The sequence below is a fragment of the Hyphomonas neptunium ATCC 15444 genome (assembly GCF_000013025.1).
GTDB lineage: Bacteria > Pseudomonadota > Alphaproteobacteria > Caulobacterales > Hyphomonadaceae > Hyphomonas > Hyphomonas neptunia.
In genome coordinates this window covers 903,316-927,973 of record NC_008358.1, presented here as the reverse complement: position 1 = coordinate 927,973, position 24,658 = coordinate 903,316, and the positions used below count along the sequence as shown (strand labels likewise).

At 63.0% G+C, this 24,658-nt stretch carries 31 protein-coding genes; 14 read left to right on the top strand and 17 right to left on the bottom strand.

Going from position 1 to position 24,658, the window contains the following annotated elements; translation table 11 throughout:
• Window positions 1-19 precede the first annotated feature (19 nt).
• On the top strand, window positions 20-577 hold the full coding sequence (locus HNE_RS04540; RefSeq protein WP_011645939.1) for a c-type cytochrome: 558 nt from the start codon (window positions 20-22) through the stop codon (window positions 575-577).
• Window positions 578-582: 5 nt separating this feature from the next.
• On the opposite strand, the gene HNE_RS04535 is transcribed toward HNE_RS04540, so the two are convergent.
• From HNE_RS04535 to HNE_RS04515, 5 genes are all read right to left on the bottom strand, one after another.
• Window positions 583-1,287 (bottom strand): hypothetical protein, encoded by a 705-nt coding sequence (locus HNE_RS04535; protein WP_035590059.1) that lies wholly within the window; start codon window positions 1,285-1,287, stop codon window positions 583-585.
• 123 nt (window positions 1,288-1,410) lie between these two features.
• Window positions 1,411-1,920 (bottom strand): DUF1543 domain-containing protein, encoded by a 510-nt coding sequence (locus HNE_RS04530; protein ID WP_011645937.1) that lies wholly within the window; start codon window positions 1,918-1,920, stop codon window positions 1,411-1,413.
• A gap of 158 nt (window positions 1,921-2,078) precedes the next feature.
• Window positions 2,079-2,573, bottom strand: coding sequence for a MarR family winged helix-turn-helix transcriptional regulator (locus HNE_RS04525; RefSeq protein ID WP_049755221.1), 495 nt, complete (start codon window positions 2,571-2,573; stop codon window positions 2,079-2,081).
• Window positions 2,574-2,835: 262 nt separating this feature from the next.
• A complete protein-coding gene (locus tag HNE_RS04520) occupies window positions 2,836-3,216 on the bottom strand; it encodes a DMT family transporter (RefSeq protein WP_324602992.1) in 381 nt (126 codons plus the stop codon).
• Window positions 3,216-4,277, bottom strand: a complete 1,062-nt coding sequence (locus HNE_RS04515; protein WP_035590061.1) for an enoyl-CoA hydratase/isomerase family protein — start codon at window positions 4,275-4,277, stop codon at window positions 3,216-3,218. Before HNE_RS04515 ends, HNE_RS04520 begins: the two co-directional genes overlap by 1 nt.
• A 150-nt stretch (window positions 4,278-4,427) precedes the next feature.
• Here HNE_RS04515 and HNE_RS18700 point away from each other — a divergent pair, with 150 nt between their 5' ends.
• Entirely contained in the window at window positions 4,428-4,715 is a 288-nt protein-coding gene (locus tag HNE_RS18700; RefSeq protein WP_035590063.1) for a PilZ domain-containing protein, read from the top strand.
• A 28-nt stretch (window positions 4,716-4,743) separates the two neighbouring features.
• Here HNE_RS18700 and HNE_RS04505 read toward each other — a convergent pair whose 3' ends face one another.
• The 4 genes from HNE_RS04505 to HNE_RS04490 all read right to left on the bottom strand — a co-directional run bounded on the left by HNE_RS04505 (window position 4,744) and on the right by HNE_RS04490 (window position 7,686).
• A complete protein-coding gene (locus HNE_RS04505) occupies window positions 4,744-5,583 on the bottom strand; it encodes a TauD/TfdA dioxygenase family protein (protein WP_011645932.1) in 840 nt (279 codons plus the stop codon).
• A gap of 82 nt (window positions 5,584-5,665) precedes the next feature.
• Entirely contained in the window at window positions 5,666-6,220 is a 555-nt protein-coding gene (locus HNE_RS04500) for a cytochrome b (RefSeq protein WP_011645931.1), read from the bottom strand.
• Window positions 6,221-6,258: 38 nt separating this feature from the next.
• Window positions 6,259-6,648: a globin gene (locus HNE_RS04495; protein WP_011645930.1), complete on the bottom strand. Its 390-nt coding sequence runs from the start codon at window positions 6,646-6,648 to the stop codon at window positions 6,259-6,261.
• 72 nt (window positions 6,649-6,720) lie between these two features.
• Window positions 6,721-7,686, bottom strand: coding sequence for a glycerophosphodiester phosphodiesterase family protein (locus tag HNE_RS04490; protein WP_049755220.1), 966 nt, complete (start codon window positions 7,684-7,686; stop codon window positions 6,721-6,723).
• 186 nt (window positions 7,687-7,872) lie between these two features.
• On the opposite strand from HNE_RS04490, the gene HNE_RS04485 reads away from it, so the two are divergent.
• Window positions 7,873-8,721: an SDR family NAD(P)-dependent oxidoreductase gene (locus tag HNE_RS04485; protein ID WP_011645928.1), complete on the top strand. Its 849-nt coding sequence runs from the start codon at window positions 7,873-7,875 to the stop codon at window positions 8,719-8,721.
• A gap of 10 nt (window positions 8,722-8,731) precedes the next feature.
• On the opposite strand, the gene HNE_RS04480 is transcribed toward HNE_RS04485, so the two are convergent.
• Complete coding sequence (locus HNE_RS04480) at window positions 8,732-9,871, bottom strand: isobutyryl-CoA dehydrogenase (RefSeq protein WP_011645927.1); 1,140 nt, start codon at window positions 9,869-9,871, stop codon at window positions 8,732-8,734.
• Between the two features lie 59 nt (window positions 9,872-9,930).
• On the opposite strand from HNE_RS04480, the gene HNE_RS04475 reads away from it, so the two are divergent.
• Entirely contained in the window at window positions 9,931-10,476 is a 546-nt protein-coding gene (locus HNE_RS04475) for a GNAT family N-acetyltransferase (RefSeq protein ID WP_049755027.1), read from the top strand.
• Between the two features lie 31 nt (window positions 10,477-10,507).
• Window positions 10,508-11,503: a porphobilinogen synthase gene (hemB, locus tag HNE_RS04470; protein WP_011645925.1), complete on the top strand. Its 996-nt coding sequence runs from the start codon at window positions 10,508-10,510 to the stop codon at window positions 11,501-11,503.
• Between the two features lie 28 nt (window positions 11,504-11,531).
• Here the strand turns inward: hemB and HNE_RS04465 are convergent, their stop codons facing one another.
• The 3 genes from HNE_RS04465 to HNE_RS04455 all read right to left on the bottom strand — a co-directional run bounded on the left by HNE_RS04465 (window position 11,532) and on the right by HNE_RS04455 (window position 14,013).
• Window positions 11,532-11,969 (bottom strand): FKBP-type peptidyl-prolyl cis-trans isomerase, encoded by a 438-nt coding sequence (locus HNE_RS04465; protein WP_011645924.1) that lies wholly within the window; start codon window positions 11,967-11,969, stop codon window positions 11,532-11,534.
• A gap of 164 nt (window positions 11,970-12,133) precedes the next feature.
• Window positions 12,134-13,147, bottom strand: coding sequence for a TIGR00341 family protein (locus HNE_RS04460; RefSeq protein WP_011645923.1), 1,014 nt, complete (start codon window positions 13,145-13,147; stop codon window positions 12,134-12,136).
• Window positions 13,147-14,013, bottom strand: a complete 867-nt coding sequence (locus tag HNE_RS04455) for an NAD(P)-dependent oxidoreductase (RefSeq protein WP_011645922.1) — start codon at window positions 14,011-14,013, stop codon at window positions 13,147-13,149. The genes HNE_RS04460 and HNE_RS04455 overlap by 1 nt, the downstream gene beginning before the upstream one ends.
• A gap of 181 nt (window positions 14,014-14,194) precedes the next feature.
• Between HNE_RS04455 and HNE_RS04450 the strand changes: the two genes are divergently transcribed.
• The 6 genes from HNE_RS04450 to HNE_RS04425 all read left to right on the top strand — a co-directional run bounded on the left by HNE_RS04450 (window position 14,195) and on the right by HNE_RS04425 (window position 20,289).
• The gene (locus HNE_RS04450; protein WP_035590066.1) at window positions 14,195-14,827 is read left to right on the top strand and encodes a flagellar motor protein MotB; all 633 of its coding nucleotides are present in this window, start codon (window positions 14,195-14,197) and stop codon (window positions 14,825-14,827) included.
• 105 nt (window positions 14,828-14,932) lie between these two features.
• On the top strand, window positions 14,933-15,691 hold the full coding sequence (locus tag HNE_RS04445; RefSeq protein WP_011645920.1) for an arginyltransferase: 759 nt from the start codon (window positions 14,933-14,935) through the stop codon (window positions 15,689-15,691).
• Window positions 15,692-15,761: 70 nt separating this feature from the next.
• Complete coding sequence (locus HNE_RS04440) at window positions 15,762-16,871, top strand: TRAP transporter substrate-binding protein (RefSeq protein WP_011645919.1); 1,110 nt, start codon at window positions 15,762-15,764, stop codon at window positions 16,869-16,871.
• 18 nt (window positions 16,872-16,889) lie between these two features.
• Window positions 16,890-17,561: a TRAP transporter small permease subunit gene (locus tag HNE_RS04435; protein ID WP_011645918.1), complete on the top strand. Its 672-nt coding sequence runs from the start codon at window positions 16,890-16,892 to the stop codon at window positions 17,559-17,561.
• Window positions 17,551-19,134, top strand: a complete 1,584-nt coding sequence (locus HNE_RS04430) for a TRAP transporter large permease (RefSeq protein WP_011645917.1) — start codon at window positions 17,551-17,553, stop codon at window positions 19,132-19,134. The genes HNE_RS04435 and HNE_RS04430 overlap by 11 nt, the downstream gene beginning before the upstream one ends.
• An 18-nt stretch (window positions 19,135-19,152) precedes the next feature.
• Window positions 19,153-20,289, top strand: a complete 1,137-nt coding sequence (locus tag HNE_RS04425) for an aminotransferase class I/II-fold pyridoxal phosphate-dependent enzyme (protein WP_011645916.1) — start codon at window positions 19,153-19,155, stop codon at window positions 20,287-20,289.
• 6 nt (window positions 20,290-20,295) lie between these two features.
• On the opposite strand, the gene HNE_RS04420 is transcribed toward HNE_RS04425, so the two are convergent.
• From HNE_RS04420 to HNE_RS04410, 3 genes are all read right to left on the bottom strand, one after another.
• Window positions 20,296-20,931, bottom strand: coding sequence for a hypothetical protein (locus HNE_RS04420; protein ID WP_011645915.1), 636 nt, complete (start codon window positions 20,929-20,931; stop codon window positions 20,296-20,298).
• Between the two features lie 74 nt (window positions 20,932-21,005).
• Window positions 21,006-21,359: a hypothetical protein gene (locus HNE_RS04415; RefSeq protein WP_011645914.1), complete on the bottom strand. Its 354-nt coding sequence runs from the start codon at window positions 21,357-21,359 to the stop codon at window positions 21,006-21,008.
• A gap of 60 nt (window positions 21,360-21,419) precedes the next feature.
• Window positions 21,420-21,983 carry a LemA family protein gene (locus HNE_RS04410; protein WP_011645913.1) on the bottom strand — a complete coding sequence of 188 codons (564 nt, stop codon included), beginning with the start codon at window positions 21,981-21,983 and terminating at the stop codon, window positions 21,420-21,422.
• A 146-nt stretch (window positions 21,984-22,129) separates the two neighbouring features.
• Here HNE_RS04410 and HNE_RS04405 point away from each other — a divergent pair, with 146 nt between their 5' ends.
• On the top strand, window positions 22,130-22,831 hold the full coding sequence (locus HNE_RS04405) for a VIT1/CCC1 transporter family protein (protein ID WP_011645912.1): 702 nt from the start codon (window positions 22,130-22,132) through the stop codon (window positions 22,829-22,831).
• On the opposite strand, the gene HNE_RS04400 is transcribed toward HNE_RS04405, so the two are convergent.
• Entirely contained in the window at window positions 22,828-23,163 is a 336-nt protein-coding gene (locus HNE_RS04400) for an ArsR/SmtB family transcription factor (RefSeq protein ID WP_011645911.1), read from the bottom strand. The genes HNE_RS04405 and HNE_RS04400 overlap by 4 nt on opposite strands.
• Window positions 23,164-23,216: 53 nt before the next feature.
• Between HNE_RS04400 and HNE_RS04395 the strand changes: the two genes are divergently transcribed.
• Together HNE_RS04395 and HNE_RS04390 are read left to right on the top strand one after the other, a co-directional pair.
• The gene (locus HNE_RS04395; RefSeq protein ID WP_011645910.1) at window positions 23,217-23,687 is read left to right on the top strand and encodes an SRPBCC family protein; all 471 of its coding nucleotides are present in this window, start codon (window positions 23,217-23,219) and stop codon (window positions 23,685-23,687) included.
• 33 nt (window positions 23,688-23,720) lie between these two features.
• Window positions 23,721-24,470 carry an SIR2 family NAD-dependent protein deacylase gene (locus HNE_RS04390; protein WP_011645909.1) on the top strand — a complete coding sequence of 250 codons (750 nt, stop codon included), beginning with the start codon at window positions 23,721-23,723 and terminating at the stop codon, window positions 24,468-24,470.
• Window positions 24,471-24,658: the final 188 nt, after the last annotated feature.

The following is a 24,658-nucleotide window of genomic DNA, read 5'->3' as shown; positions in this document are numbered from 1 at the left end:
TACAAGGTGTTGATACCCCATGCGCTTTTCCGCTGCTGCTCCGCTCGCCCTGATTGCTGCGCTCGCCCTGGCGGGCTGTGGCGGCGCTGACCCGGCGCCCGCCGCGCCGGCTGAACCCAGCGCTCAGGAGGCCCCGGCCACCCCTGCACCCGTGCCCGCCACACCTGCCGTGGCGCCCGGCGAGCCGAGCCCGGAATTTGCGAACCTGCCCGCGCCTTACAACACCGCCAACTATGCCGTGGGCGCGCGGACCTGGAAGCTCTGCCAGTCCTGCCACCTTACCGCAGAAGGGGCGGGCAACCTCGTTGGCCCCAACCTGCACGGCATTTTCAGCCGCCAGGTGGCGACGGTGGAAGGCTTTGCCTATTCGCCCGCGCTGTCGGCAGAGACGTTCATGTGGACGCCTGAGCAGCTGGATCACTGGCTGGAAAATCCCCGCACCTTTGTGCCGGGCAACCGGATGAGCTTTTCCGGCGTGCGCAGGGAAGCCGACCGGCTGGGCGTGATTGCCTATCTGATGGTCGAGACGGGGTATGAAGGCGAGGCCGCCCCGGCAGAGGAAGCCCCGGCGGAATAAATCGCCTAGCGCTTGGCGACGATCGCAATCAGGACGGCATTTTCATTGAAGGTGCCGCCGATTTCTTCGCGGTAGCCGACCGAGACATCGACGCGGCCGAGATGGACGCCAAGCTGGGATTCGGTTTTGACCGAGCGGCCGCTGAATTCGCCTTCCTCGAACCAGAGCTGCTGGCCGAGGAAGATGTGTTTCGTCAGGTCCTGGCCATAGCCAAACTCTATCCGTGTACGTCCACAGCCGCTGCCCTGGGCGAGATGGGCGACATCGGCGAAGGCGTATAGCGGGCGTTGCTTGTAGACGCCTGACCAGCCCCCGCCGAGGCGGGCTTCAAACCCTGTGCCGTCGCAGAAGAAAAGGCCGTCGTCAGAGCTGGCGTTGAGGGTGCTGCCGTGGAAGGCGCCAAGCTCTGCGCCGGCGGTCCAGCCCTTGTAGGTGGCAAGGGTGCGCCGGGCGGTGAGGCGCCAGAGGTCGCGGTCAAAGGCGGGGGCATCGGGATAGATCACGGCTTCGTTTTTCAGAGTAACGGTGATTTTCTCCGTGACGCCGTATTCGCCGTAGAGATCGAGCCGCCAGCCATCGACGCCGTTGAGGCTATCATGGGCCCCGAGCGCGCGCCCATACCAGCCGCCGTCCTCGCGCACCCAAGGAGCCGCTTCGGCGACGCCGGACACACTTGCGCCCGCAAGAAAGAATGAAATAAGCCCCCGCATTGCGGGCTACCTTAGGATGAGATTTCCACAGGGTGAAGCGTTGATTTTGAGGGAATTGAGTTTTTTGAAGGGCTGAGCTGAGCCCCTGTGAGGTGCGATCAGGACAGATCGGGACGGGTCCCGTCAAAGCTTGATATAATCCGACACGATGCGAGCGGGCGCGGCGCCGGTTGCGGGGCGGTCGAGGCGGATGTGCCAGCCGTCGGCGTCCAGCAGGCCGTTTATGTCGATCACCTCGTCGATGGAGACGAAGTTGTCCTTGTGGCGGCCCGTCCATTCCGGGGAGAGCGCGCGGGCGCGGGTCCAGACTTCGGCTTTGTCATCGCCCGCGAGGAAGAGGTAGTTGTGCTGTTCGCCAAAGAGGCCGGGTGTGTAGCCACCGAGGTTTACGAACCAGAGGCGGCGGGCGGGCGGAGACGTTGCGCGGCCGGGGACGAGCTCGACCTGCCAGCCGTCAATCTCGGTCAGCTCGGCATAGCCATCGATATGCAGCGAAGAGGGTTTCCCCCACCAGCCGGCGCGCAGGGCGGGCACGGTGGCCTCAAGGCTCTCGCCCACCACGAAGCGCAGATCGTGGACTTCGGTATTGGCGCGGGGGTGATGGCCCCCGGTGAAGACGGCGTAGAGTTTCATCGGGAAAGCTTACGCGCTGGGCCGGCGCCAGCAAGCCCTCCCTATCAGCCCCCTTCTGGCCCCCTTCCAGGTTTGCAGCCAGCGGACATAAAAGAACCCCGGAGCGCTTGGGGCGCGCGCCGGGGTTTCTTGTCTTCTCTTGGAGAACTGCCGCGCGCCTAGAGGCGGTAGCGGATCTGGTCGGACCAGAAGCGCTCAAGGCGCGAGATGGTCTTGTTGAGCTGGGAGAGATCGTCAGCGCGGACGCTGGCGGTCGGCTCAAGGGCTGTTGCCTGTTTCTCGAACAGCTTCTCAACCCGTGTACGGACTTTCTTGCCGCGATCGGTGAGGCGCAGGGTAACCGTGCGCTTGTCGTCTTCCGAACGCGTCTGGATCAGATAGCCGCCTTCCTGAAGCTTCTTCACATTGTAGGAAAGGCTGGTGCCGGCAAAGGCGCCGCGAGCGCGGAGCACCGAAGCGGGGGCTTCACCCTCACCAATCTCGTAAAGGAGCAGAGCCTGAACGCCGGTCAGCGAACGTTCGCCGGCGCGTTCCAGATCATCCTTCACAACATCGTGCAGACGGCGATGCGCCTGTTCGAGAAGAGACAGCGACTTAAGGAAAGATTCGCCGATTGTGCCTGTTGCAGTGTCCTGCATGTCGATCATCATCATATTCACCACCACTCAACTTTCACTCAACTTTTGTTGTAGTTTGAGTATATTTACTGGGGTGAACCTAATAAATTGATAAGCACAACACGGTTTCAAGTGATGTTGGTAAACAAATCAGAGAATTCATTAACCGTTACTGCCCCGTAACGTGTTTTGGCGGCAAAATGCGTTTCATTCTGAAACAACACGCACAAAAAAGCCGCCAGGAAAGTATCCGGGCGGCTTTCTACTGATGAACCAAATGTAAATATTGAGGCTAAGCTCAGTGAGACACGGTTTTAGAGAATAGATTCATTACCACGACGCCGCCGATAATCATTGCCATACCAATGATCGCTGGAAGGTCCAGTTTCTGGCCGAACAGCATCAGGCCAATGAGCGCGATGAGAACGATGCCCATGCCGCTCCAGATGGCATAAGCGACGCCCACGGGAATCGTCTTCAGCGCGATGGAGAGGAAGTAAAAGGCCGCGCCATAGCAGAGCGCCATGCCGAGCGTGGGCAGCCAGCGGGTGAACTGCTGGCTTTGCTGAAGCAGCGTTGTGCCGATGATCTCGAACATGATAGCGATGCCGAGCGCGCCATAGGTAATCAGGGCCGGGTTCATGCGGCGGTCTCCTCTTGATACTTGAACGCCTAAGATCAGGCGAAGGTAAGTTCGTCCGCACCCAGCGCTTCAAAGTATCGCGCGACATCTGCCTCGGTGACCTCTTCGAGTCGCGCGGGCGACCAGGCGGGCGCATTGTCCTTATCTATAATGACGGCGCGCACACCTTCCTGGAAATCATGGCTTTGAACCTTGCGCCAGCCGATGCGGAATTCCATGCGCATATTGTCTTCAAAGGTCTCACAGCGGGCGCCTTCGCGCAGCTGGCGCAGGGCAACCTTGACTGTCTCGGGAGATTTGGCGCGGATGGTGGCCGCCTCGGCCTTGGCCCAGTCGCTGGCGTCACCTTCCAGGGCGGCGACGATGTCTTCAGCGGTCTGTTTTGCAAAGCAGCGATGGATGGTCTCGCTATGGGCGCCATAGGACGGAGCCGGAACCGGATGCGTCAGACGGCGGAGGATTTCGTCCAGCATGTCCGCCGCGCCTGCCGAGAAGTCTGCCGCTTCAAGCTGCTTGGCCAGCGCCGGGACAAGCTCTGAGGGCAGATAATGCGTGGCGACGCCCGCAGCAGCGACATCGGCGCCCTTGAGGCGGGCGCCGGTGAGGGCGAGCCATGTGCCGAGCTGGCCTTCCAGGCGCGGCAGGAACCAGCCCCCGCCGACATCCGGGAACAGGCCGATACCGGTTTCGGGCATGGCGAACAGGGTGCGCTCGGTGGCCACGCGGTGGGAGCCGTGGACAGAGAGGCCGACGCCGCCGCCCATGGTGACGCCATCGAGGATGGCGAGGACAGGCTTGGGGAACGCCTTCAGGGCGGCGTTCATGCGGTATTCGGTGCGGAAGAAGTCGCGCGCCTCCGAGGCATCGCCGGCGCCGCTTTCGGCAAGCATGCGAATGTCGCCGCCCGAGCAGAAGCCGCGGGTACCTTCCTGATGATCTATCCAGACAAGATGGATGGCGGAGTCTGCTTTCCAGGCCTGGAGGGCGGCGAGGATTTCAGCGCACATCGGGGTGTTGAGGGCATGCAAAGCGGCAGGACGAGTGAGCGTGATCCGGCCGATATTGCCAGTAACCTTGATGCTTACATCTGCACTCATGCTGTGTTCCTCAGGTCTCAATTCCAGATGACTGGAATCTGTTCAATTAAATCAATGGCTTTGGACAGGGCTTTACTTGGGTATGTCATTATAAGGATATGCCATTCCCTAAATGGCCCAACATTCACCCGTGACGCCCGGCCATTCCCCATGACCCAACAGCGCCCTGAGATCAACCATCAGCCCTTCCTGCAATATAACAGGCGGGGCCAGCGCATCCGTGTGGAGGGCAAGGCCTATGTGCGCCTTGGCCTGTTCAAGCGGCTGGAGTGTGAGCTGCGGGACATTTCACCTGGCGGCGCGCGCATTTGCGTGCCCGAAGGCGTGGAACTGCCCGACCAGTTCGTGATGACGCTGCCCCAGTTCAAATATCCGCGCACATGTATGAAGCGGTGGGAAAGCGGGCGCGATGTAGGTGTCGAGTTCCGGATGGACTGATGGCGGGGCGGCCTATTCCGCCCGCTTCCTAATTCAGCGCGCAGCCTTCGATCGTGATGCGGTGCATCAGGCGGCGCTCCCCGTGATAATCATTCATAGCCCAGTGCCAGGTGGCGCGGTTGTCCCAGAAGGCAACCGAGCCCGGCTGCCATTTGAAGCGGTGAGCATGATCTGGATTCATGGCGTGGGCGTAGAGGCGCATAAGCAACGCGCTTGAGGCTTCATCCGAATAGCCCGCGATGCGCGTGGTGAAGGCGGGGTTCACATAGAGCGCCTTCTTGCCGCTGAGCGGGTGGGTGATGACGACGGGATGGGCCACATCTTCCAGAACGTCCGCGGCGGCGGTGTTACCGATGCGACCGCCGGTGTCTTCGTTGGCCTTATAGAAATTATCCGTCTGTGAGCCGAAGATGTGTTTGGCCGAATGGACCGCGCGCAGGCTGTCAATCTCATTGCGGGTGTCGGCGTCGAGCGTGTCATAAGCGGTATACATGGAGGCAAACCAGGTGTCGCCGCCTTCATCGGGCAGCTGGCGCGCGACGAGGACAGAGCCCATTGCGGGCTCGGCGTCATAGGAATGATCCGTATGCCACCCACCGCCGATATTGGTTTTCTGTTCCTTTTCCTTCAGCACCAGCGCGATTTCCGGATAGCGCTCATGCGCGAGAAAGAAGCGGTTGATGTTGATGGGGCCAAAGCGCCGGGCGAAGGCGATGTGATCCTCTTCGCTGAGCGACTGATCACGAAAGAAGATGACGCCGTGATCGGCATAGGCCTGGCGGACGGCGTCAAACTGCGGCGCGGTGAGCGCGCGGATGTCGACACCGGTGATTTCAGCGCCGGCGCCTGTGAGGGGTGTGATCTGCATGGCTTCCTCCCTGCCCGCTCTCCTGTGGCGGGCTGCTGAGGAGAGCTTAAACCCGGCGGGCGGGTATTGGCAATTGGTCTGCCTAAACTGCCGCGCCTTTTCCGCTGAGCATGCGGGAGAGGGTTCCGTCCTTGTCGATGAGAGCGTGTTTCAGGGCGGCGAGGATGTGAAGCGTGATGAGGCCGACGAAGGTGAACGCAGCGTAGCCGTGGACCTGGCGGGCGGCTTTGCCGACGGCTTCGATCTCGGCAACCGGCGGAATGAGGAAGAGGCCGTAGATGCCGATGGGGCGCCCGCCGAGCAGCGACATGACTACGCCCGACAGCGGCATGATAAGGATCGCGGCGAGCAGCCCCCAATGGACGATGCGAGACGCCGTGATCTGCCAGGCGGGCACGCCGGGCATCGGCGGCGGAAAGCCTTGCGTGAGGCGCCAGCTGATGCGCCAGGCCGCGAAGAGGAGCAGCAGCGTGCCGGTGGCCTTGTGCAGGTTCATCAGCGGGCCGCGCGTTTCCCGCTCCAGCCCGCCATAGGCGAGGGTGAAACCGACGATCAGCATGCCGGAAAAGAGCAGGAATGTGAGCCAGTGATTGAGGCGTGAGAGAGCGCCATAGCTGGCGCGGGTCTGGTCCGTCATCGTCTGATTTCCCCTGATTGAGGGGTCAGACTAGCCCATCAGGAGATGGCTGCAATCTCTTTGAGGAGAATGGCCCATTGGGCTTCCTCCGTGCCCGTCCAGCGGGCACCGAGCAGATCGCGGAACACATCCCGGATGCTGGCGAACATGATGTCGAATTCCTCGTCCACGACGCCATAGCCGCCATGGGAAAAGCGCGCCGCGGAGATGATGACGCGCTGGCTGCTCGCCCCCTCGATCACGCCGAGAATGGCTTCAAAGCAAGTTTCCAGCATGGAACCGCGCACGCCGCCATCAGTGTCCATGTCGAACAGGGGCTTGAAATCCGGCCGCAGTTCAAAGAGGCGTGCATAGATCAGAGGCGCAGGATCGGCGCAGGCCTGCGCGGCGCGCTCGAAGGTCGAGAGGATGATGTCGGCGTCGGGCATGCGTTTGTCTTCTCCGGCTTTTATCAACGCGACAGAAGCCAGACTAAGGGACCGCCACAATAGGGGGCACCCCTAATTGACATCACCGAGGGCTTCGATCCGGTCGGTCCAGACATAGCCGCCGAATCCTTTGGGAACCTTGCGCAGATGAGCCGGTGTGTCGATGCCGGGCGCGCCGTCATTGCCTGTCCCGCCGGGCGTTCCGAAGAGGATCACCTGACTGCCGGCCGCGTTCATCCGGGCCTCGAAGGCGCGCGGCCAGCCCCAGAGCAGCGGGGCATAGTCGACAGGCATGAGCACGAGTGTGTCCTTGCAGCTATCGGGCACAAAACCCGACCACCCCATCAGCAGATAGTCTATCGGGCAGTCTTTCGCGCTGCCCTTGGTGAAATGTTTCATGTCCGGAATACGTTCGACCAATGCGTCCACCGGAATGGGCCCGCCATAAACACCCCAAACCTGCGCGCGCCAGCGCGGATTTGCGTCCAGCATTTCTGCGAGCACCCGGCCCTCGACCGCGCGGCGGCTCTTGAAGTTGATCAGGAAACGGCCCTCGGGAAAGGCGTCCAGAACTTCGGGAAGTGACTTGATCATGCCGACGCCCTGGCCGCGCAGGGGGAAAGTTTCTCCGCCATCGGCGGTGTAGCCATAGCCGGCGTCGAGGGTGCGCAGGACGCTCATGGGGGTCTTGTTGGTGACGCCTTCGATCTCAGTCCGGCAGTCCAGTGTCCAGTCATGAAAGACGGCGAACTCGCCGTCGGGCGTGAGGTGGACGTCAATCTCGACGACGTCTGCCCCGGCGTCGAAGGCGACCTGCATGGAGGGTAGCGTGTTTTCGATGAGATCGTGCGTAGGCGGATAGATACGGGTGGCGGTGCAGGTATCCCGCTCAAGGTCTTCGCGGTGGTAGGTCTGGTGGACCCCGCGATGGGAGATGAACTGGGGCGGGCCGTCCGAGCTGGGAGGCGTGAAGAGGCTGGTATTGCGCAGCCAGAGAGCTGCGACGAGAACCGCCAGGACAATCAGGATTTTCTTCAGCATGTGCGCGCCCCTCGCGTTTCCATGAGCGCCGGTTTCGCGGGAGAAGACGGCGGGATAAGGGCAGGTTTTGGATTGTTTCCGGCGAGCAGCCGCCTTTGGCGATGACGCAGGGTGAGGCCCCCGCCGCGATTGCGCGGGTGATTTTCGTGGCGCAGGGTGGCCGCAAAAATCGGGAGGAAATCAATGAAACATCTGGAAGGAAAGACCGCGTTCGTGACCGGCGCGGCGTCTGGCATTGGCCTGGGCATTGCCACGGCGCTGGCGCAGGCGGGCGTGAAGGTGATGCTGTGCGACATCGAGAAGGCGGCGCTGGACAAGGCCGTTGCCACCTTGCGCGAGACCAATGCCGATGTGGACGGCGTGGTGGCGGACGTGTCGCTGAAGGACAATCTGCAACGCGCGGCCGACGAGACCATCGCGCGGTTTGGCAAGGTGCATATCCTCGTCAACAATGCCGGCGTGGGCGGCGGGGGCGATTATGGCACCTGGAATGATGCGGGCTGGAACTGGGTGGTGGGCGTCAATCTGATGTCTGTGGTTTGGGGCATCGAGATTTTCGGGCCGCTGATCGAAGCACATGGCGAGGGCGGACAGATTGTGTCCACCGCGTCGATTGCCGGTATGGTGGCACTGACCAACCCTGCCTATGATGTGACGAAGTTTGGCGTGGTGGCGCTGTCGGAAGATCTGCGACCGAAGCTGGCCGCGCGCGGGATTGGCGTCTCGGTGCTCTGCCCCGGCGTGATCCGCACGAATATCGTGGACTCAGGGCGCAATATCCCGAGCCGCTTTGCCGGACAGATCCAGACGGTTCCGACCGAAGGACCGGGGACGGAAATTCTCAAAGCCGTGACCGAGGCGATCGCGAGCGGGATTGATCCGCTCTATGTGGGCGAGCTGGTGCGCGAGGCGATCGAGAATGACTGGCCGCATATTTTCACCGACATGCAGTTTGAGCCGCACATTGAGGCGAGGTTTGCGGCGATCAAGGAGGGGTTTGACCGGATACGGGACCGGGTGCCCCGGTACTGAGTCCCTCTCCCTACCCCTTCAGCATATCGCGCGAGATAATCACCCGCATCACTTCGTTGGTGCCTTCGAGGATCTGGTGGACCCTCAAGTCACGGACGATGCGTTCGACATGGTAGTCGGCGAGGTAGCCGTAGCCGCCATGGATCTGCAGGGCGTCGTTGGCGACCTTGAAGGCGGTGTCGGTGACGAAGCGTTTGGCCATGGCGCACCAGCGGGTGGCGTCGGGGGCTTTGCGGTCGAGCCGGCCAGCGGCTTCGTAGAGCATGACGCGGGCCGCCTGCAGTTCGGTTTCCATATCGGCAAGCTTGAACTGGGTGTTCTGGAACTCGGCGAGGGCCTTGCCGAATTGCCGGCGCTCTTTGGCGTAGACGACGGCCTTGTCGAGGGCGAGCTGCGCGCCGCCCAGGGCGCAGGCGGCGATGTTGAGGCGGCCGCCATCAAGACCCGCCATGGCGAAGCGGAAGCCGTGGCCTTCTTCGCCGATGCGGTTTGCGGCAGGCACGCGGACGCCGTCGAGGATGACCTGCCGGGTGGGCTGGGATTTCCAGCCCATCTTGCGCTCATTGGCGCCAAACGACAGACCCGGCGTATCTTTCTCGATGATGAAGGCGGAGACGCCTTTGGCGCCATCATCGGACGTGCGCGCCATGAGGACGTAGACGTCCGATGTGCCCGCGCCGGAGATGAACTGTTTGGTGCCGGTGATGACGTAATCGTCGCCCTCTTTCACGGCTTTGGTTTTCAGGCTGGCGGCATCAGACCCGGAGCCCGGCTCCGTCAGGCAGTAGGAGGCGATCAGCTCCATCGAGGTGAGCCGGGGCACCCAGGCAGCGCGCTGCTCCTCTGACCCAAAGGTATCGATCATCCAGCTCGCCATATTGTGGATGGAGATGAAGGCGGCGGTGGAGACGTCGCCATAGGAGAGCTGTTCAAAGATCAGGGCCGCGTCTGTGCGCGTGAGGCCCGAGCCGCCAACGTCCTCTTTGACATAGATGCCGGCAAAGCCGAGTTCGGCGGTGGAGCGGATGACATCAACGGGGAAATGGCTGTCACGGTCCCAGGCCTCCGAATGGGGGGCGAGCTTGTCGGCGGCGAATTTGGCCGCCATGTCGGCGATCATCTCTTGTTCTTGCGTGAAGATGAGGCTCATTGGCGGGGCTCCCGGATTGGCTTAAGTCTTTGGGCCGCTTGTCGTTTGAGGCTTACACCATGTCAATCCGACGCCCTCCTGCCGGGTATGTGATTACCGGCGCTGCAACGGAAGAGATTCCGGCGCTGATCGCGATTGATCTGGCGGCCAGCCAGCTGTTTGCGGGCACGGGCCTGCTCAGCGAAGCGCAGCTTGTGGATCATGTGCCAGAGACGGTGTTTCGCGCGGCCATTCCGACGGGCCATCTGCATGTGGCGCGGGACCGGAAAGGTGTTCCGGTGGGGTTTGTGCTGACCTCCGAGCGGGGCGGCGTGCTCTATCTCGACCAGATCAGCGTGGACCCCGGCCAGGGGCGTATGGGGCTGGGCGGGGCGCTGATTGCGCGCGTGATGGCCGAGGCAAAGGACCGGGGGCTGAAACGCGTGGTGCTGTCGACTTTCCGCGACCTGCCCTGGAACGGGCCGTTCTACAAAAAGCATGGCTTTCGGGAGCTGCCCCGGAAGAAGATGGAAAAGTGGATGATCGAGATTGAAGCCGCCCAGGACGAGAACGGTCTGGATGTGCGTCAGCGCTGCTTCATGGCGCGGCGATTGGGCTGGTTGTGACGGCGCCGGATTTGGCGGTAGGAGTTAAGGTATGACCCAGTTTCCACAGTCCTTTCCCGGAACCCGTATGCGCCGCCTGCGCCAGGCCCCGTGGGCGCGCAGCCTTGTGGCAGAGCATGTTCTGACCCCGGCAGACCTTGTCTGGGCGGTCTTCGTGCATGATGGCGAGGGGCGCATTCCGGTCGCCTCCCTGCCCGGCGTGGACCGGCTCAGCGTGGCAGAGGCCGCGCTGGCCGCCAAGCGCGCCAGGGCGCTCGGCATTCCGGCGATTGCGCTGTTTCCCTATATCGGGCCCGAGGGCAAGGACGACGAAGGCAGCGGCGCGCTTTCCCCCGATGGCCTCGTGCCGCGCGCGCTGAAAGCCATGAAGGACGCTGCGCCGGAAGTGGGCCTGATCACCGATGTGGCACTTGATGCGTATACGTCGCATGGGCATGACGGGCTGCTGGACGAGGATGGCACCATCCCGAACGACGCAACCGTTGAGCGGCTTGTCGAACAGGCGCTGGTGCATGTGGGCGCGGGCGCGGATGTCGTGGCGCCGTCTGACATGATGGACGGGCGCATTGGCGCCATCCGCTATGCCTTCGAGGAAGAAGGCTTCACGAATGCGATGATCCTGGCCTATGCGGCGAAGTATGCGAGCGGGTTTTATGGGCCGTATCGCGAGGCCATTGGCTCGGCCGCCGCGCTCAAAGGCGACAAGAAAACCTATCAGCAGGACCCGGCCAATTCGGACGAGGCGCTGCGCGAGGTCGCGCTCGATCTCGCCGACGGCGCGGACATGGTGATGGTGAAACCGGGTCTTCCGTATCTGGACATTGTTCACCGGGTTTCGACGACGTTCGGCGTGCCGACGCTGGCCTATCAGGTTTCCGGTGAGTACGCGCAGATCATGGCGGCGGCCCAGAATGGCTGGATCGACGGCGACCGCGTGATGATGGAAACGCTGATGAGCTTCAAGCGCGCGGGCGCAGCTGGCGTAATCACGTATTTTGCGGAACGCGCGGCGGAGAAGCTGGGCTGAAAATCAGCCCAGCTTTCATTCGGTCTCGTTACGCCGCTTCTTTGATCGCCACCAGTTCAATGTCGAACGTCAGGTCCTGACCGGCGAGCGGGTGATTGGCGTCCAGGGTGACGGTCTTGTCGTCGGAGGCGACGACGACGACCGGGACGGGCTGGCCGGACTGCGTCTGCATCTGAAGGCGGGTGCCGACCTCGACAGGAACTTCAGCGGGAATATCGGCGCGTGGAACATCCTGGCGCATGTCGGGGTTCATCGGGCCGTAAGCTTCTTCGCAGGGGACGGTGACGGTTTTCTTGTCGCCGACGGCCATGCCGGGAATGGCGGCGTCCAGGCCGGGAATGATCTGGCCGGTGCCGACTTCAAACGCCAGCGGGTCGCGGCCCTGCGAGCTGTCGAATGTCGTGCCGTCTTTCAGGGTGCCGGTATAGTGGATGTGTACGGTGTCGCCTTGTTTGACCTGGGTCATGGGAATTCCAATCATTTCGGAGGTTGGGGAATCGAACGGCACGCACATCACGCGCGCGCCAAGGGGCTCTCGTCGCCTAAAGGATAGGGCTCGGCCACAAGGTAGGGGCTCAAACCGAGATGTAAACCCGATGTGTGGCAGTCTGGCCAGCGCGCGGCTCTGCGTCAGTCGCCGAGGTCCACCGTCTGGCCGAGATCAAGCATCACGATCAGCGCCACGGCGACGAGGAGAAAGACGGCGGAAATGCCCGCATTCAACCAGACGGCCCGCTGTGCGTGCTTCTGCTCAATCCATGTCCGTGGACGGATCTTGCGCAGGCGGAATACGATCAGCGCGGAAAGGATGAGGGCGGCGACGTTGAGGCAGAGCAGCAGGGCTGCGCGGAGCGCCAGCGCCCATTCGCCATACCCCAGGAAAAGCCCGAAGGCCGCGCCGGGGGGAAGCAGCGCGGCGGCCACCATGACGCCGACGAGGGCCGACGCCGTTCCCCGTGTCACCGACAGAGCCGCTGCCCCGCCCGCCGCCATAGCGAGGGCGAGCCCATCCAGGCGCACTTCGGCGCGGGACATCAGCTCCCGGCTCTCCCAGTTGGGCGGCATGATGAGCGCGAGGGTGAAGGAGACCACCAGCGCGACACCAATCCCCGCCAGAAGTGTGAGGATGCCTTTGCGCAGGAGCGCCAGCTCGCCAAGGGCGGCGCCCATGGCAAAGCCCATGATCGGCCCCAGGAGCGGGGCAATCACCATGGCGCCGATAACGGCGGCAACACCGTCCGAGACAAGACCAACGGCCGCCACAATGGTCGACAGGATGACCATGACGACATAGTCCCAGTTCAGCTTCGCATTGCTGGACACCTGAACGTAAAGCTCCTCGCGGGTATGCTGGGAGCTTGCCCTCTTTTTCTCGTTTTTCGGCTCGGGCAGTTTGGGAAGCGTCAGGTCCAGCTCTTCGACGGTGACGCGCCAGCCGGAACGGTCTTCCAGCAGGGACTGGAGATTGTCGAGCAATGCCTGAACCGGGCCATCGCGCATCACCACGTGGATCAGGCGGCGATCCTGCTGCTCCAGCGGAAGCACCCGGTAGTCGATCGGGTCTGCCGCTTTGACGATCCTCATTACAGTATCATACACCTCGCCATCAGCGGGAATGTGGATGTCGACGCGGCAAATACCCATCAGTCCGGCTTTCTGCCCAGGCGGGCGATGAGGCTGGACGTGTCCCAGCGGTTGCCGCCCATGGCCTGGACGTCGGCATAGTATTGATCGACCTGGGCCGTGAGGGGAAGGCTTGCGCCGTTTTCGCGGGCGGCATCCAGCGTGATGCGGAGATCTTTGCGCATCCAGTCAACCGCGAAGCCGAAATCGAATTTTCCGTCGGTCATCGTCTTCCAGCGGTTTTCCATCTGCCAGCTCTGGGCGGCGCCGCCGGAAATGGCGGCGATGACTTTCTCCGCGTCGAGACCCGCCTTCTCGGCAAAGTGGAGCCCTTCGGCGAGGCCCTGGACGATGCCGGCGATGCAGATCTGGTTGACTGATTTGGCAAGCTGGCCCGCGCCGCTGGGGCCGATCAGGGTGATCGCGCGGGCAAAGGCGTTCATGACGGGCTCGGCCTTGGCGAAGGGGGCTTCCTCCCCGCCGCACATGATGGTGAGCTTGCCATTGATGGCGCCGGCCTCGCCGCCCGAAACCGGCGCGTCGATGAAATGGGCGCCCTTGGCGCGGCAGCGCTCGGCCAGTTCGCGGGCAAGCGCGGCAGAGGCGGTGGTGTGGTCGATGACGGTCATGCCCGCGCCGAGGCTCGGCTCGAAGGCGTCGAACACGGCGCGGACATCGGGATCATCGCCGAGGCACAGCAAAACATATTCGGCGCCGAAGACGGCAGACGCGGGGTCTTTGGCCGCTTCGCCGCGGTGAACGCCGGTCCAGGCCGCCGATTTGGCCGGGGAGCGGTTCCAGACGGCGACCTGATGGCCCGCCCGCGCAAGATGGCCCGCCATATGGAAGCCCATTACCCCAAGGCCGAGAAATGCCGTGCGCGCCATGCCAGTCTCCTTATGAATTCAAGGCCAATTAGAGCGAATTTCATCGAAATCCCACCCCTGGCCGAAGCGTGGCTTTCACCACGACCTGATACACCCTGCGTCATCCATCAGAAGGATCGGACGCAAAAGAGCAATGGCATATGCCACGACCTCTCGGCGGCAGACGGGCAGAAGGCCCGTTATGCCTACCCGGAAAACGGGTACCTGGAAGCTGGCTTATGCCGACTTCCTGACCGCCCTGGTCGCGTTCTTCATGCTTATGTGGCTGGTCAGCGGGGTCTCGAAAGAAGACCGCGCGGTGATCGCCTCTGAATTTACCGGCAAGCCGGTTTCCACCGCTTTCCACAGTGATCAGGCCGTTTCGGGCGCTGCTGAGCTGCTCGCTTTGCTGCGGCAGTCCGAAGGCCTGAAAGCGGCAGGCGAGAGTGTACAGCTCTCATCTGATGCAACCGGCGTGCGGATTGAACTTGTGGATACCGCCGGCCGGCCGCTGTTTGAGACGGGAAGCGGGGCGCTGACGGCAGACGGCGCGGCGCTGATCCAGGCGGCAGCGATGAGCCTTTCAGGCCTGCCTTATGCCCTCTCGATTGAAGGCCATACGGATGCTTTCTCAATGACAGGCGCGGCGTCCTCGAACTGGGAGCTGTCTTCGCAGCGGGCAAATGAGGCCCGCAGGGCGCTCGAGATGGCCGGTTTCGGGACAGATCGGGTCAAGGCGGTGACAGGATATGCCGATACGCGGCCCCTCAATGCCGGACAGCCCCACCTGGCTGCCAACCGCCGGATCAGCCTTCAGGTTCATCTGGCCGACTGATTTGTTACCGCCGGGGCACAGAAGCGGGCCATTCTTGCCGCGCAGCTGCCCCTGCCCTTAAATGGCCACTTGGCGGATTTCCCGCGCGGTGTATCGTTTACAGCAATGAAGTTTTCCGATCCCCATCTTCTGCCGGCGGGCCTTGAGCGGTCGCTGAGGTTCTACGTGACGAACCCCAGCCCCTGCCCGTATCTGCCTGACCGGAAAGAGCGGAAGGCGTTTACAAACCTCGCCATTCCCGAAGCCGACGCGCTGCACAATGTGCTCAGCCAGTCCGGTTTCCGCCGCAGCCAGTCGATTGCCTACCGCCCGGCCTGCACCCGCTGCAATGCGTGCAAGAGCGTGCGCGTGGCGACGCGGGAGTATGACATCAGCCGGAATGACCGGCGGGTGATCGCCCGGAACGCCCATCTGGTGCGCCGCCCGGTGGCAGCGCAGGCAACGCGCGAGCAGTTCCGCCTGCTCAAATCCTATGTGGTGACGCGCCATGACAATGGCGGCATGTCTGACATGACCTATCGCGATTATGTGGCGATGGTGGGCGGCAGCCCCGTGCAGAGCCTGATTTTCGAGTATCGTGACGGGCCGGAACCGGACGCGCCGCTGGTGGCAGCGGCGATTACCGACGTGCTGCGCGATGGATTGTCGATGGTCTACACCTTCTTCGACCCGGCGAAGACCAGTCAGAGCCTCGGCCATTACCTGATCCTCGACCACATCCGGCATGCGCATGATCTGGGCTTGCCGCATCTCTATCTGGGCTATTGGGTCAAGGGCAGCCCGAAGATGGACTACAAACGGCGCTACAAGCCGCTGGAAGTGCTTGACGGCGACCGCTGGCGGCCCTTGAGAGACGACGAGTAGTTTTTCGCCGGCAAAACGGAGCGATGGCCATTCTGGCCAGCAGATACCGTGCCGTGTGGGGAGGGCATGGATGATCAACCGCCGTAACCTGATCGGCGCGGGCGCACTGGGTGTGGCCGGCGCGGCAGCCACCTTTTCGACCCCGCAAGCGGGCGCCGTGCTGGCGACCCCGGCGATCAGCCGCAACCGGCGGCGTTTCAACATGGTCACCACCTGGCCCAAGGGCCTGCCGGGCCTTGGCACGGCAGCCGAGCGCGTGGCCCAGCGCATCAGCGACATGACCGACGGGCTGATCGAGGTGAAGGTGTTTGCCGCCGGTGAGCTGGTGCCGCCATTTGAGTCGTTTGATGCCGTCGCCAATGGCTCAGCCGATATGTATCACGGGGCGGAGTATTACTGGACGGCGAAGTCTACCGGCTTTCCCTTCTTCACGGCCGTGCCCTTTGGCATGACGGCGCAGGAGATCATGGGCTGGATCGACTTTGGCGGCGGCCAGGAACTCTGGGACGAACTCTCAGGCCAGTTCGGCATCAAATGCATTCAGGGCGCCAATACCGGCCACCAGATGGGCGGATGGTTCCGCAAGGAAATCCTCTCCCTTCAGGACATGGCGGGCCTGCGGATGCGCATTCCCGGCCAGGGCGGCGAAGTTCTGCGGGCGCTGGGCGGGGCCTCCATCGCGCTGGCGGGCGGCGAGATATATCAGGCTCTCCAGACCGGCGCGATTGACGCGGCCGAATGGGTGGGCCCGTGGAACGACTATTCCCTCGGCTTTCACCGCGAGGCGCCTTTCTATTATGGGCCTGGCTTCCATGAGCCGGGCGCCAGCCTTGCCGTGGGCATCAATCGCGGCGTGTGGGACAGCCTGACGGTGAGCGAGCAGGCGATCTTCAAGGCGTCCTGCGAAGCGGTGAACCATGAAACGCTGGGCGAGTTCACCTATCAGAATTCGGTCCACCTCGACCTCCTGGTGAACGAGCATAATGTTCAGATGCGGTCCTTCCCCGAAGATGTGGTGAAGCGGATGTCGGAAGCCGCCTATGATGTGCGCGCTGCCGCAGGCAGCAGCGGCATCGAGAAGCGCATCTATGAGAGCTTCGAGAAATCCCTGAAACTGATGCGGGGCTGGGCCGGGGTTTCGGACGGGGTGTATTACACCGCCCGCGCGCTCGGCAAGTAAGCGGCGCCGGGGCGGGCAATGGACACTTCTGTTTTTCTTGATATTGGAACGGGGCTGAAATGGCTGGGCCTTCTCAGCCTGCCGCTGTTTCTCGTGCCACTGATTGCGCTGAGCGCGCCGCGCCTTGTTGACGGGTTTGCGCTGAAGCTCAGCTGGCTGATTGACAAGGTGACGGGCATTGCGCTGGGCGCGGCGATTGCGAGCTCCCTGATCCTTGTCTTCTCGATGCTGGCCATCGTGATCCTGCGCTACACGTTTTCGCTTTCCTTCAGCTGGCTGAACGAGATCACGACTTACAGCTTTGCCGCGATGTTCATGCTGGGCGCCGCCGCCGCCCTGAGAGACGGGGCGCATGTGCGCGTTGACATCCTGCGCCCGCGCTTTGGCGAGACGGGGCGAAACTGGGTGGAGCTGACGGGCATATACCTCTTCCTTTTCCCGATCTGCGTACGCATCCTGATGACAAGCGAGGCGGGGCTGGCGCGCGCCTGGCTGCTGCTGGAAGGCTCGCGGGAATCCGATGGCCTGCCGATCTTCTTCCTCTTCAAGACGCTGGTGCCGGTGTTTGCCGCGCTGCTGATGGCGCAGGGGCTTTCCGAAGCGATCAAGGCCGCCCTGCGCATCACCGGCGCACTACCGCCGGAGACGCCACAGCAGCTGGCAGCGGAGGGAGGCGGCCATGGAGCTTGAGGCGATCCTTGCCATCTCGATGTTCATTTTTGCCATCGGCGCGCTGCTGGCAGGCTATCCCGTTGCGCTGACCCTGGGCGGGGTGGCGCTGATCTTTGCCCTGATCGGCATTGCGACGGGCGTGTTTCCCGAGAGCTTCCTGAAAGCGTTTCCAAGCCGCATCGAAGGCAGCTCGATCATGCAGAGCCAGACGCTGCTGGCCGTGCCGCTATTTGTCATCATGGGGGTGATCCTCGAGCGCTCGCGGGTGGCTGAAGACCTTCTCAATATTGCCAGCCGCCTCTTGGGCAAGGTGCGCGGCGGGCTCGGCTTTGCGGTGGTGCTGGTGGGCACGCTGCTGGCGGCCTCGACCGGGATTGTCGGTGCGACGGTGATCACGATGACGCTGATCGCCCTGCCCTCAATGATCCGCCAGGGATACGACCCACGCCTCGCCACGGGCACAATTGCCGCCTCAGGAACGCTGGGCCAGATCATTCCGCCCTCCATTGTGCTCATCCTTCTGGCCGACGCGATTTCCAATGCGGCGAGCCAGGCTTCGCTGCGCACGGGCGGGGGCTCGGCGGTCGTTTCGGTCGGCGACCTCTTTGCCGGAGCCTTGATTCCGGGGCTGATCCTCGTGGCGCTCTACATGCTGTGGATCGCTGCGATGGCGATCTTCCGGCCTTCGTCCTGCCCGCCGGCGACGGTCATCGAAGGCACAGCGCCGCTGACCATGCGCGATGTGGCGCTGGGCCTCGGCGCGCCGCTGGCGCTGATCGTGGCGGTGCTGGGCTCGATCCTGGGCGGCATTGCCCCGCCGACCGAAGCCGCCGCCATCGGCGCAGGCGGGGCGATCCTGCTGGCGGGGATGCGGCTGGCGCGCGAGGCGCAGAGCCGGCTCATGCCGGTGATGCTGGCGGGCCTTGCCGGGCTGATCCTCATCATCGTGCTGCGCAACACGCTGGACCTGCGCACCGCGTCCAGCGGCCATAGCGGAGCAGACTTCATCGGCATGGCGATCACGGGACTTGGCGCCTTTGCCTTCTTTGCCGCCCTGATCTCCGGGCTGCTGGTGCTGCGCCGCGTGAGGGAGTTGACGCCAGCGCTGAAAAGCTCCGCGCATATCACCTCCATGGTGTTCCTGATCCTGATCGGCGCGTCTCTCTTCAGCCTCGTCTTCCGGGGCTTTGACGGGGACGATCTGGTGGCTGAGCTGCTCCATTCCGTACCCGGCGGAAAATGGGGCGCGCTGGGCATGGCGATGCTCGTGATGTTCGTGCTCGGCTTCTTCCTCGACTTTATCGAGATCGTGTTTGTGGTGGTGCCGCTGGTGGCCCCGCCGCTGATCATGCTGGGGTTTGATCCGGTGTGGCTCGGCATTCTGATGGCGATCAACCTGCAGACGAGCTTCCTGACGCCGCCCTTTGGCTTTGCGCTATTCTATCTGCGCGGCGCGGCGCCGCCGGAAGTTTCCACGATGCAGATCTGGCGGGGGGCTGTGCCGTTTATTGGACTGCAGCTGATTCTGCTGGCAATGATCGCGGCGATTCCGGGGCTGGCAACTTGGTTGCCGGCACTGGCCGCGAAATAATCAAGAACAGGGTTCCAGATGGGACAGGATATTGCGCCGTTTCAGGCGATCTCGATCAGCCGCCGCGCGCATGAGCTCAAAGCCGCTGGCCAGCGCATTCTGCATATGGAGTTTGGCCAGCCCTCGACGGGCGCGCCCAAGGCCGCAATTGCTGCGGCGCATGGCGTGCTCGACAGCGAGGCGATGGGCTATTGGGAAAGCCTGCCGCTGAAAGAGCGTATCTGCCAGCATTATCAGGACAGCTATGGCGTTTCCCTTTCGCCCCGGCGGCTGGTGATTACGTGCGGGGCGTCCCCTGCCCTCGTGCTGGCGCTGGCGACGGCGTTCAGTCCGGGCGACCGCATTGCCATCGCGCGGCCGGGCTATGTGGCTTATCGCAATACTCTGCGTGCGCTGAACATGGAGCCGGTGGAGATTGCCTGCGGGGCGGAGGTACGCTTCCAGTTGTCGGCCGCCGCGCTCGAGGCGCTGGAGCCTGCGCCCATGGGCGTGATCATTGCCAGCCCGGCCAACCCCACCGGCACGATCATTCCGAAAGAGGAACTCGCCGCGATTGCCGAGGTTTGCGCGCGGCGGGGTATACAGATCATCTCCGACGAGATCTATCATGGCCTCACTTATGGCCCGAAGATCCATTCGATGCTGGAGTTTGCGCCCAGCGCCTACATCGTCAACAGCTTCTCCAAATACTTCTCGATGGCGGGCTGGCGGCTCGGCTGGCTGGTGTCGCCCGAAGCCGGCGTGGCGCGCACGGGTGCCTATATCGGCAACCTCTTTCTCACGGCGCCGTCGCTGGCTCAGCATGCGGGCCTCGTGGCGATGGACAGCCGCGAGGAGCTGGAGGGACATCTGGATGTCTACCGGCGTAACCGGGAATTGCTGCTCGGCGCCCTGCCCGGCCTTGGCCTCGAAAAGATCGCGCCGCCGGACGGGGCGTTTTATATCTATGCGGATGTTTCGCGCTTCACCGATGACAGTCTCGGCTTCTGCCTGAAGCTGCTGGAAGAAACGGGCGTCGCGACCGCGCCGGGCGTGGACTTTGACCCCGTGGAGGGCGGCCGCTTCATGCGCTTTTCGTTTGCGCTGTCGACGCCGGAAATCGAGGAAGCGCTGGCGCGTCTGGAGCCCTGGTTCAAGGCACAGCCACGGCGCTGAAAGCGGCTACGATCCGCAGGCCGCCCAGAAGCTTTCCGTGCCCGGTATATCGCCCTGGGCAATTTCCTGCTCCGGTACGAAGAGTTCAAAATCTGCCTCGGGGCTGACGCGGATATAGAGCGTGCGCTTGAGGCTGGTGGGCGTTTGGGAGGCTTCATTCCAGCAGCCGGGCGCGATGGCGCCGAAGCTCAACTCGTTCTCACCAGGCGCTTCGCGCTTCAGGCGGGCAAGTTCGCCGCTGATTGCCTGTAACCGGGGACCATCCTCGCTGTGCGTTCCATAGGTCCATATCCGGAATCCTTCCCGCGCTTCGGCTTCCAAAAAAGGGCTCGTCACCTCGCGCGTCTGGACCAGGGGGAACTCTTCGGAGATGTCGACAGACAGCCGCGGATTGGTCACATTGATCTGGAGATAGGCGCCGTCTTCACCCGCTTCGAACGCGGCGGGAATGCGCATGGCAAGCGCGATGCGTGAAAAGTCGAGCGCTGTGGGATCGACCGTAGGCGACGCGCCTTCAGCGGCGTCTTCCGCTGTCTCGACCGGTGAGGTGAGTTCTGCCTGCAGCGTTTCGCCTTCCTCAGCGGGCGGCGACGGTGAACAGGCCGCCAGGAGCGCTGACGCGGCAATGACCAGATAGCGCATGATGGGCCTCACCCTCTAACAGACCTTCCGCATTCTGATCTATCCTGCGCGCCGGTGTCCATGCCCGCTAACATTTAAGTTTGGCAATCATAGGCCGCTTCGGCGCTGCCATCTGCGGCGAGCGTGAGCGTGTCGAGACGGCAGCCTTCAGGCGCGGCCTGCTCGGCGGCAGCCTGCAATTCTTCCGGAAAGGTGTCCTCGCCCTCCTGGATACGGAAAGCGCCATCGGTGGCAAGGGTCAGCTTGAGCTTGAAGCCTTCACCATCGAGCGGCGCGGCGAAGAAGCTGTAATTGTCTGTGCCGATGGTCTGGGCGGCAAGGCCATTCCAGGCCGAAGCGCTCCAGCGCATTGTGGGCGAGGTTGTGCCCGATGCGCAGGCGGCGAGCACAAGGCCCGCCGCTGCTGGAAGATAACGGATGATGGACATGGGGCACCTCCCTTGGCGACCCTGCCAGGATAGCGCAGCCCGGCTGGCTGCGCGAGCGGCTTAGAAGGCGACCTTCGGGGGCTCGTCCATCGCGGAGCGGCCTTCGACGCCGACATCGAAGAACTCGCGTGCCTCGAAATTGAAGCTGCCGGCGATGATGGAGCCGGGGAACTGTTCGCGGGCGGTGTTATAATCCTGCACAGCCGAGTTGTAGAACCGGCGGGCGGCGGCGAGCTTGTCCTCGATCGAGGAGAGCTGCTGCTGGAGCTGCAGGAAGTTGGTGTTGGCCTTGAGATCCGGATAGGCCTCGGCGAGAGCGAAAAGCTTTCCCAGGGCCTGGCTGAGAACGCCTTCGGCCCTGGCCATCTCGCCCGCCGTGTTGGCAGCCTGGGCCGCATTGCGGGCAGCGATGACCTGCTGGAAGGTCGCCTGCTCGTGCGCGGCATAGCCTTTCACGGTTTCCACGAGGTTCGGAATCAGGTTCTGGCGCTGCTTGAGCTGCACATCCACGTCCGCGAAGGCCTGATTGACCCGCTGGCGCTTCATGACGAGGCCGTTATAGATCAGGATGATGGCGCCAATTACCGCGACAATGGCGGCAATCACGATCAGAACAGTATTCATAGGGTGTCCCCTTATTGCTATGAATCAGCGGTCAAGGCGTAACGGTGTGTGCGCCGTGGCGCAAGGGCAGGCTGACTTGACTCTATCTGCCCGTTTTTGCACTGATTTTCTGTCCCCAACATCCCCTGTTCCGGTGGGAGTGCCCGATGCCCGACCCATACCTGCCCAAAGAGCACCATTTCAGCCATCGCACGGGATGGCTGCGCGCGGCTGTTCTGGGCGCCAATGATGGCATCGTTTCGACTGCCAGCCTGGTGATCGGCGTCGCCTCGGCATCCGCTGAGGCGTCCGCTGTACTTGTAGCGGGCATGGCAGGCCTCGTGGCGGGTGCCATGTCGATGGCGGCAGGCGAGTTTGTCTCAGTCAGCTCTCAGGCCGACACGGAGAAGGCTGATCTGGAGATCGAACGCAGGGCGCTGCAGAAGTTTCCTGAAGAGGAACTGGAGGAGCTGACCCAGATCTATATCGAGCGCGGCGTGACGCCGGTAACGGCGCGTGCGGTGGCCGCCCAGCTGACCGAGCATGATGCGCTGAGCGCCCATGCACGCGACGAGATCGGGCTGACGGAAATCGCCAGCGCCAATCCGGTTCAGGCGGCGTGGAGTTCAGCGGCAAGTTTCTCAGCCGGGGCCATCCTGCCGCTGATGGCCGCGACACTGGCCCCGCACGACATCGTGACACCGGTTGTGGCGGTGGTTTCGCTCATCAGCCTGGCAGTCCTGGGCTGGCTGTCGGCAAGCGCGGGCGGCGCGGGCAAGAGGCGGGCGGTGATGCGGATCGTGTTCTGGGGCGCCGCAGCCATGATCGTGACCGGCCTGATCGGCGCGGCATTCGGGACAGTGGTCTAGCCCCGCTCGAGGCCGGCTTTCAGCTTTGCCAGCTTGTCCACCGCGCCTGCCGCGTGAGGACCGATCCAGCGATCATGGATCGCCTTGATCGGCAGGGCGTTGAGATGGTTCCAGCGGACCCGGCCGACCTTGTGGGCGATGACGAGGTCTGCGCCCTCCAGCACTTTGAGATGCTGCATCACCGTGGTGCGATCAATCTGCGGGAAGCGGGCGCACAGCTCGGTCGTGGTCTGAGGGTTATCTTTCAAAGCATCGAGGATCGCCCGTCGCACCGGGGCGGCGAGCGCCTTGAAGACGCGGTCTTCGCTGGTTTCGGTGATCACGCTTGACATGTTATATTTTTATAACATGATTGGGCGAAGATCAAGACCCGGAGGCAAGGATCGTGGATTTGAAATTTGAAGTGAGCGGGCGAATAGCGCGGCCCATCGACGAGGTGTTCGAGGCGGTGGTGAACCCGGAAAAGCTGTCGGGCTATTTCACGACCGGGGGCGCCAGGGGGCGGCTGGAAACCGGGGCGACGGTGACCTGGGACTTCGCGGATTTCCCCGGCGCCTTTCCGGTATATGTGGCCGAAGTGGAAAAGAACAAGCGCATCATCCTGCACTGGGACGCGAGCGACACGGCCGCAGAACGCGGCGGCGAAGCGGGCCATTACCAGACGCAGGTGACGATGCGGTTTGAAGCACTGGAGGACGGGCGCACTCTGGTTTCGATTGCCGAAGAAGGCTGGCGGCAGACACCCGAAGGGCTGAAATCCACGCTCAGCAACAAGGGCGGCTGGATGCAGATGCTGTGCTGCCTGAAGGCGTTTCTGGAGCATGGCATTAATCTGCGCGAAGGCATGTTCCGCTAGAAGGCCGCGCGAAATCTGTGTAGCCTCAGCCCCATGACCGAGACTGATGCAGACGACCTCGCCCACCTGATCCGCAATGCCCACCGCGTGGTGGTGTTCACCGGCGCGGGCATTTCGACCGAAAGCGGCATTCCCGATTTCCGCTCGCCCGGCGGCGTGTGGAGCAAGATGAAGCCGATCATGTTCCAGGACTTCGTCGCCTCGCGCGATGCAAGGCGGGAAGCCTGGACGCGCGTGTTCAACCGCACCGCCGGCTGGACCGGGGCCTCTCCGAACGCCGGGCATTATGCCGTGGCGCAGCTGGTCGAGGCGGGTAAGGTGACCAGCGTGATTACGCAGAATGTCGACAACCTGCACCAGGATTCCGGCGTGCCCGACAGCAAGGTGATCGAGGTGCACGGCAATGCGAGCTATGCCAAATGCCTGACCTGCGGGAAGCGGTATGAGCTGGAAGCGCTGCGCCATCACTGGGAAGCGGACGAAGACATCACCTGCATGTTCTGCACCGGTCTGATCAAGACCGCGACGATTTCCTTTGGCCAGGCGATGCCCGAAGACGAGATGGCGCGGGCGACCGAAGAGGCGCTGCTGGCTGACCTGTTTCTGGTGCTCGGCTCATCGCTGGTCGTGTATCCGGCCGCCAGCCTGCCCCTTGTGGCCAAGAAGGCCGGATCAAATCTCGCCATCATCAATCGCGAGGCGACGGAGCAGGATCCTTATGCCGATCTTGTGCTGAATACGGACATCGGGCCGTTGATGAGCGCGGTCATGGGGCGGCTTTAGGCGGGGCCGCGTTTCTGAATTTTCCAGATGCCCGGCCAGATGCCCGGCCAGATTCCCGGCCAGATTCCCGGAAAGAGCGAAGCGGTTATCCGGGAGCCGGACTTTCTGGGGGCCGGTCTTCGCCTGCGCCGAAACCGGGATGACGGAGCGGGCGTCGGGGGATGTTCTGATGCGTTGCATTCACCTTT

What these genes read in the sequence shown, in the direction of transcription:
- HNE_RS04540 (WP_011645939.1), top strand. Translation starts at nt 20, where the DNA reads ATGCGCTTTTCCGCTGCTGCTCCGCTCGCCCTGATTGCTGCGCTCGCC.
- HNE_RS04535 (WP_035590059.1), bottom strand. Translation starts at nt 1,287, where the DNA reads ATGCGGGGGCTTATTTCATTCTTTCTTGCGGGCGCAAGTGTGTCCGGC.
- HNE_RS04530 (WP_011645937.1), bottom strand. Translation starts at nt 1,920, where the DNA reads ATGAAACTCTACGCCGTCTTCACCGGGGGCCATCACCCCCGCGCCAAT.
- HNE_RS04525 (WP_049755221.1), bottom strand. Translation starts at nt 2,573, where the DNA reads ATGATGATGATCGACATGCAGGACACTGCAACAGGCACAATCGGCGAA.
- HNE_RS04515 (WP_035590061.1), bottom strand. Translation starts at nt 4,277, where the DNA reads ATGAGTGCAGATGTAAGCATCAAGGTTACTGGCAATATCGGCCGGATC.
- HNE_RS18700 (WP_035590063.1), top strand. Translation starts at nt 4,428, where the DNA reads ATGACCCAACAGCGCCCTGAGATCAACCATCAGCCCTTCCTGCAATAT.
- HNE_RS04505 (WP_011645932.1), bottom strand. Translation starts at nt 5,583, where the DNA reads ATGCAGATCACACCCCTCACAGGCGCCGGCGCTGAAATCACCGGTGTC.
- HNE_RS04500 (WP_011645931.1), bottom strand. Translation starts at nt 6,220, where the DNA reads ATGACGGACCAGACCCGCGCCAGCTATGGCGCTCTCTCACGCCTCAAT.
- HNE_RS04495 (WP_011645930.1), bottom strand. Translation starts at nt 6,648, where the DNA reads ATGCCCGACGCCGACATCATCCTCTCGACCTTCGAGCGCGCCGCGCAG.
- HNE_RS04485 (WP_011645928.1), top strand. Translation starts at nt 7,873, where the DNA reads ATGAAACATCTGGAAGGAAAGACCGCGTTCGTGACCGGCGCGGCGTCT.
- HNE_RS04480 (WP_011645927.1), bottom strand. Translation starts at nt 9,871, where the DNA reads ATGAGCCTCATCTTCACGCAAGAACAAGAGATGATCGCCGACATGGCG.
- HNE_RS04475 (WP_049755027.1), top strand. Translation starts at nt 9,931, where the DNA reads ATGTCAATCCGACGCCCTCCTGCCGGGTATGTGATTACCGGCGCTGCA.
- hemB (WP_011645925.1), top strand. Translation starts at nt 10,508, where the DNA reads ATGACCCAGTTTCCACAGTCCTTTCCCGGAACCCGTATGCGCCGCCTG.
- HNE_RS04465 (WP_011645924.1), bottom strand. Translation starts at nt 11,969, where the DNA reads ATGACCCAGGTCAAACAAGGCGACACCGTACACATCCACTATACCGGC.
- HNE_RS04460 (WP_011645923.1), bottom strand. Translation starts at nt 13,147, where the DNA reads ATGGGTATTTGCCGCGTCGACATCCACATTCCCGCTGATGGCGAGGTG.
- HNE_RS04455 (WP_011645922.1), bottom strand. Translation starts at nt 14,013, where the DNA reads ATGGCGCGCACGGCATTTCTCGGCCTTGGGGTAATGGGCTTCCATATG.
- HNE_RS04450 (WP_035590066.1), top strand. Translation starts at nt 14,195, where the DNA reads ATGCCTACCCGGAAAACGGGTACCTGGAAGCTGGCTTATGCCGACTTC.
- HNE_RS04445 (WP_011645920.1), top strand. Translation starts at nt 14,933, where the DNA reads ATGAAGTTTTCCGATCCCCATCTTCTGCCGGCGGGCCTTGAGCGGTCG.
- HNE_RS04440 (WP_011645919.1), top strand. Translation starts at nt 15,762, where the DNA reads ATGATCAACCGCCGTAACCTGATCGGCGCGGGCGCACTGGGTGTGGCC.
- HNE_RS04435 (WP_011645918.1), top strand. Translation starts at nt 16,890, where the DNA reads ATGGACACTTCTGTTTTTCTTGATATTGGAACGGGGCTGAAATGGCTG.
- HNE_RS04430 (WP_011645917.1), top strand. Translation starts at nt 17,551, where the DNA reads ATGGAGCTTGAGGCGATCCTTGCCATCTCGATGTTCATTTTTGCCATC.
- HNE_RS04425 (WP_011645916.1), top strand. Translation starts at nt 19,153, where the DNA reads ATGGGACAGGATATTGCGCCGTTTCAGGCGATCTCGATCAGCCGCCGC.
- HNE_RS04420 (WP_011645915.1), bottom strand. Translation starts at nt 20,931, where the DNA reads ATGCGCTATCTGGTCATTGCCGCGTCAGCGCTCCTGGCGGCCTGTTCA.
- HNE_RS04415 (WP_011645914.1), bottom strand. Translation starts at nt 21,359, where the DNA reads ATGTCCATCATCCGTTATCTTCCAGCAGCGGCGGGCCTTGTGCTCGCC.
- HNE_RS04410 (WP_011645913.1), bottom strand. Translation starts at nt 21,983, where the DNA reads ATGAATACTGTTCTGATCGTGATTGCCGCCATTGTCGCGGTAATTGGC.
- HNE_RS04405 (WP_011645912.1), top strand. Translation starts at nt 22,130, where the DNA reads ATGCCCGACCCATACCTGCCCAAAGAGCACCATTTCAGCCATCGCACG.
- HNE_RS04400 (WP_011645911.1), bottom strand. Translation starts at nt 23,163, where the DNA reads ATGTCAAGCGTGATCACCGAAACCAGCGAAGACCGCGTCTTCAAGGCG.
- HNE_RS04390 (WP_011645909.1), top strand. Translation starts at nt 23,721, where the DNA reads ATGACCGAGACTGATGCAGACGACCTCGCCCACCTGATCCGCAATGCC.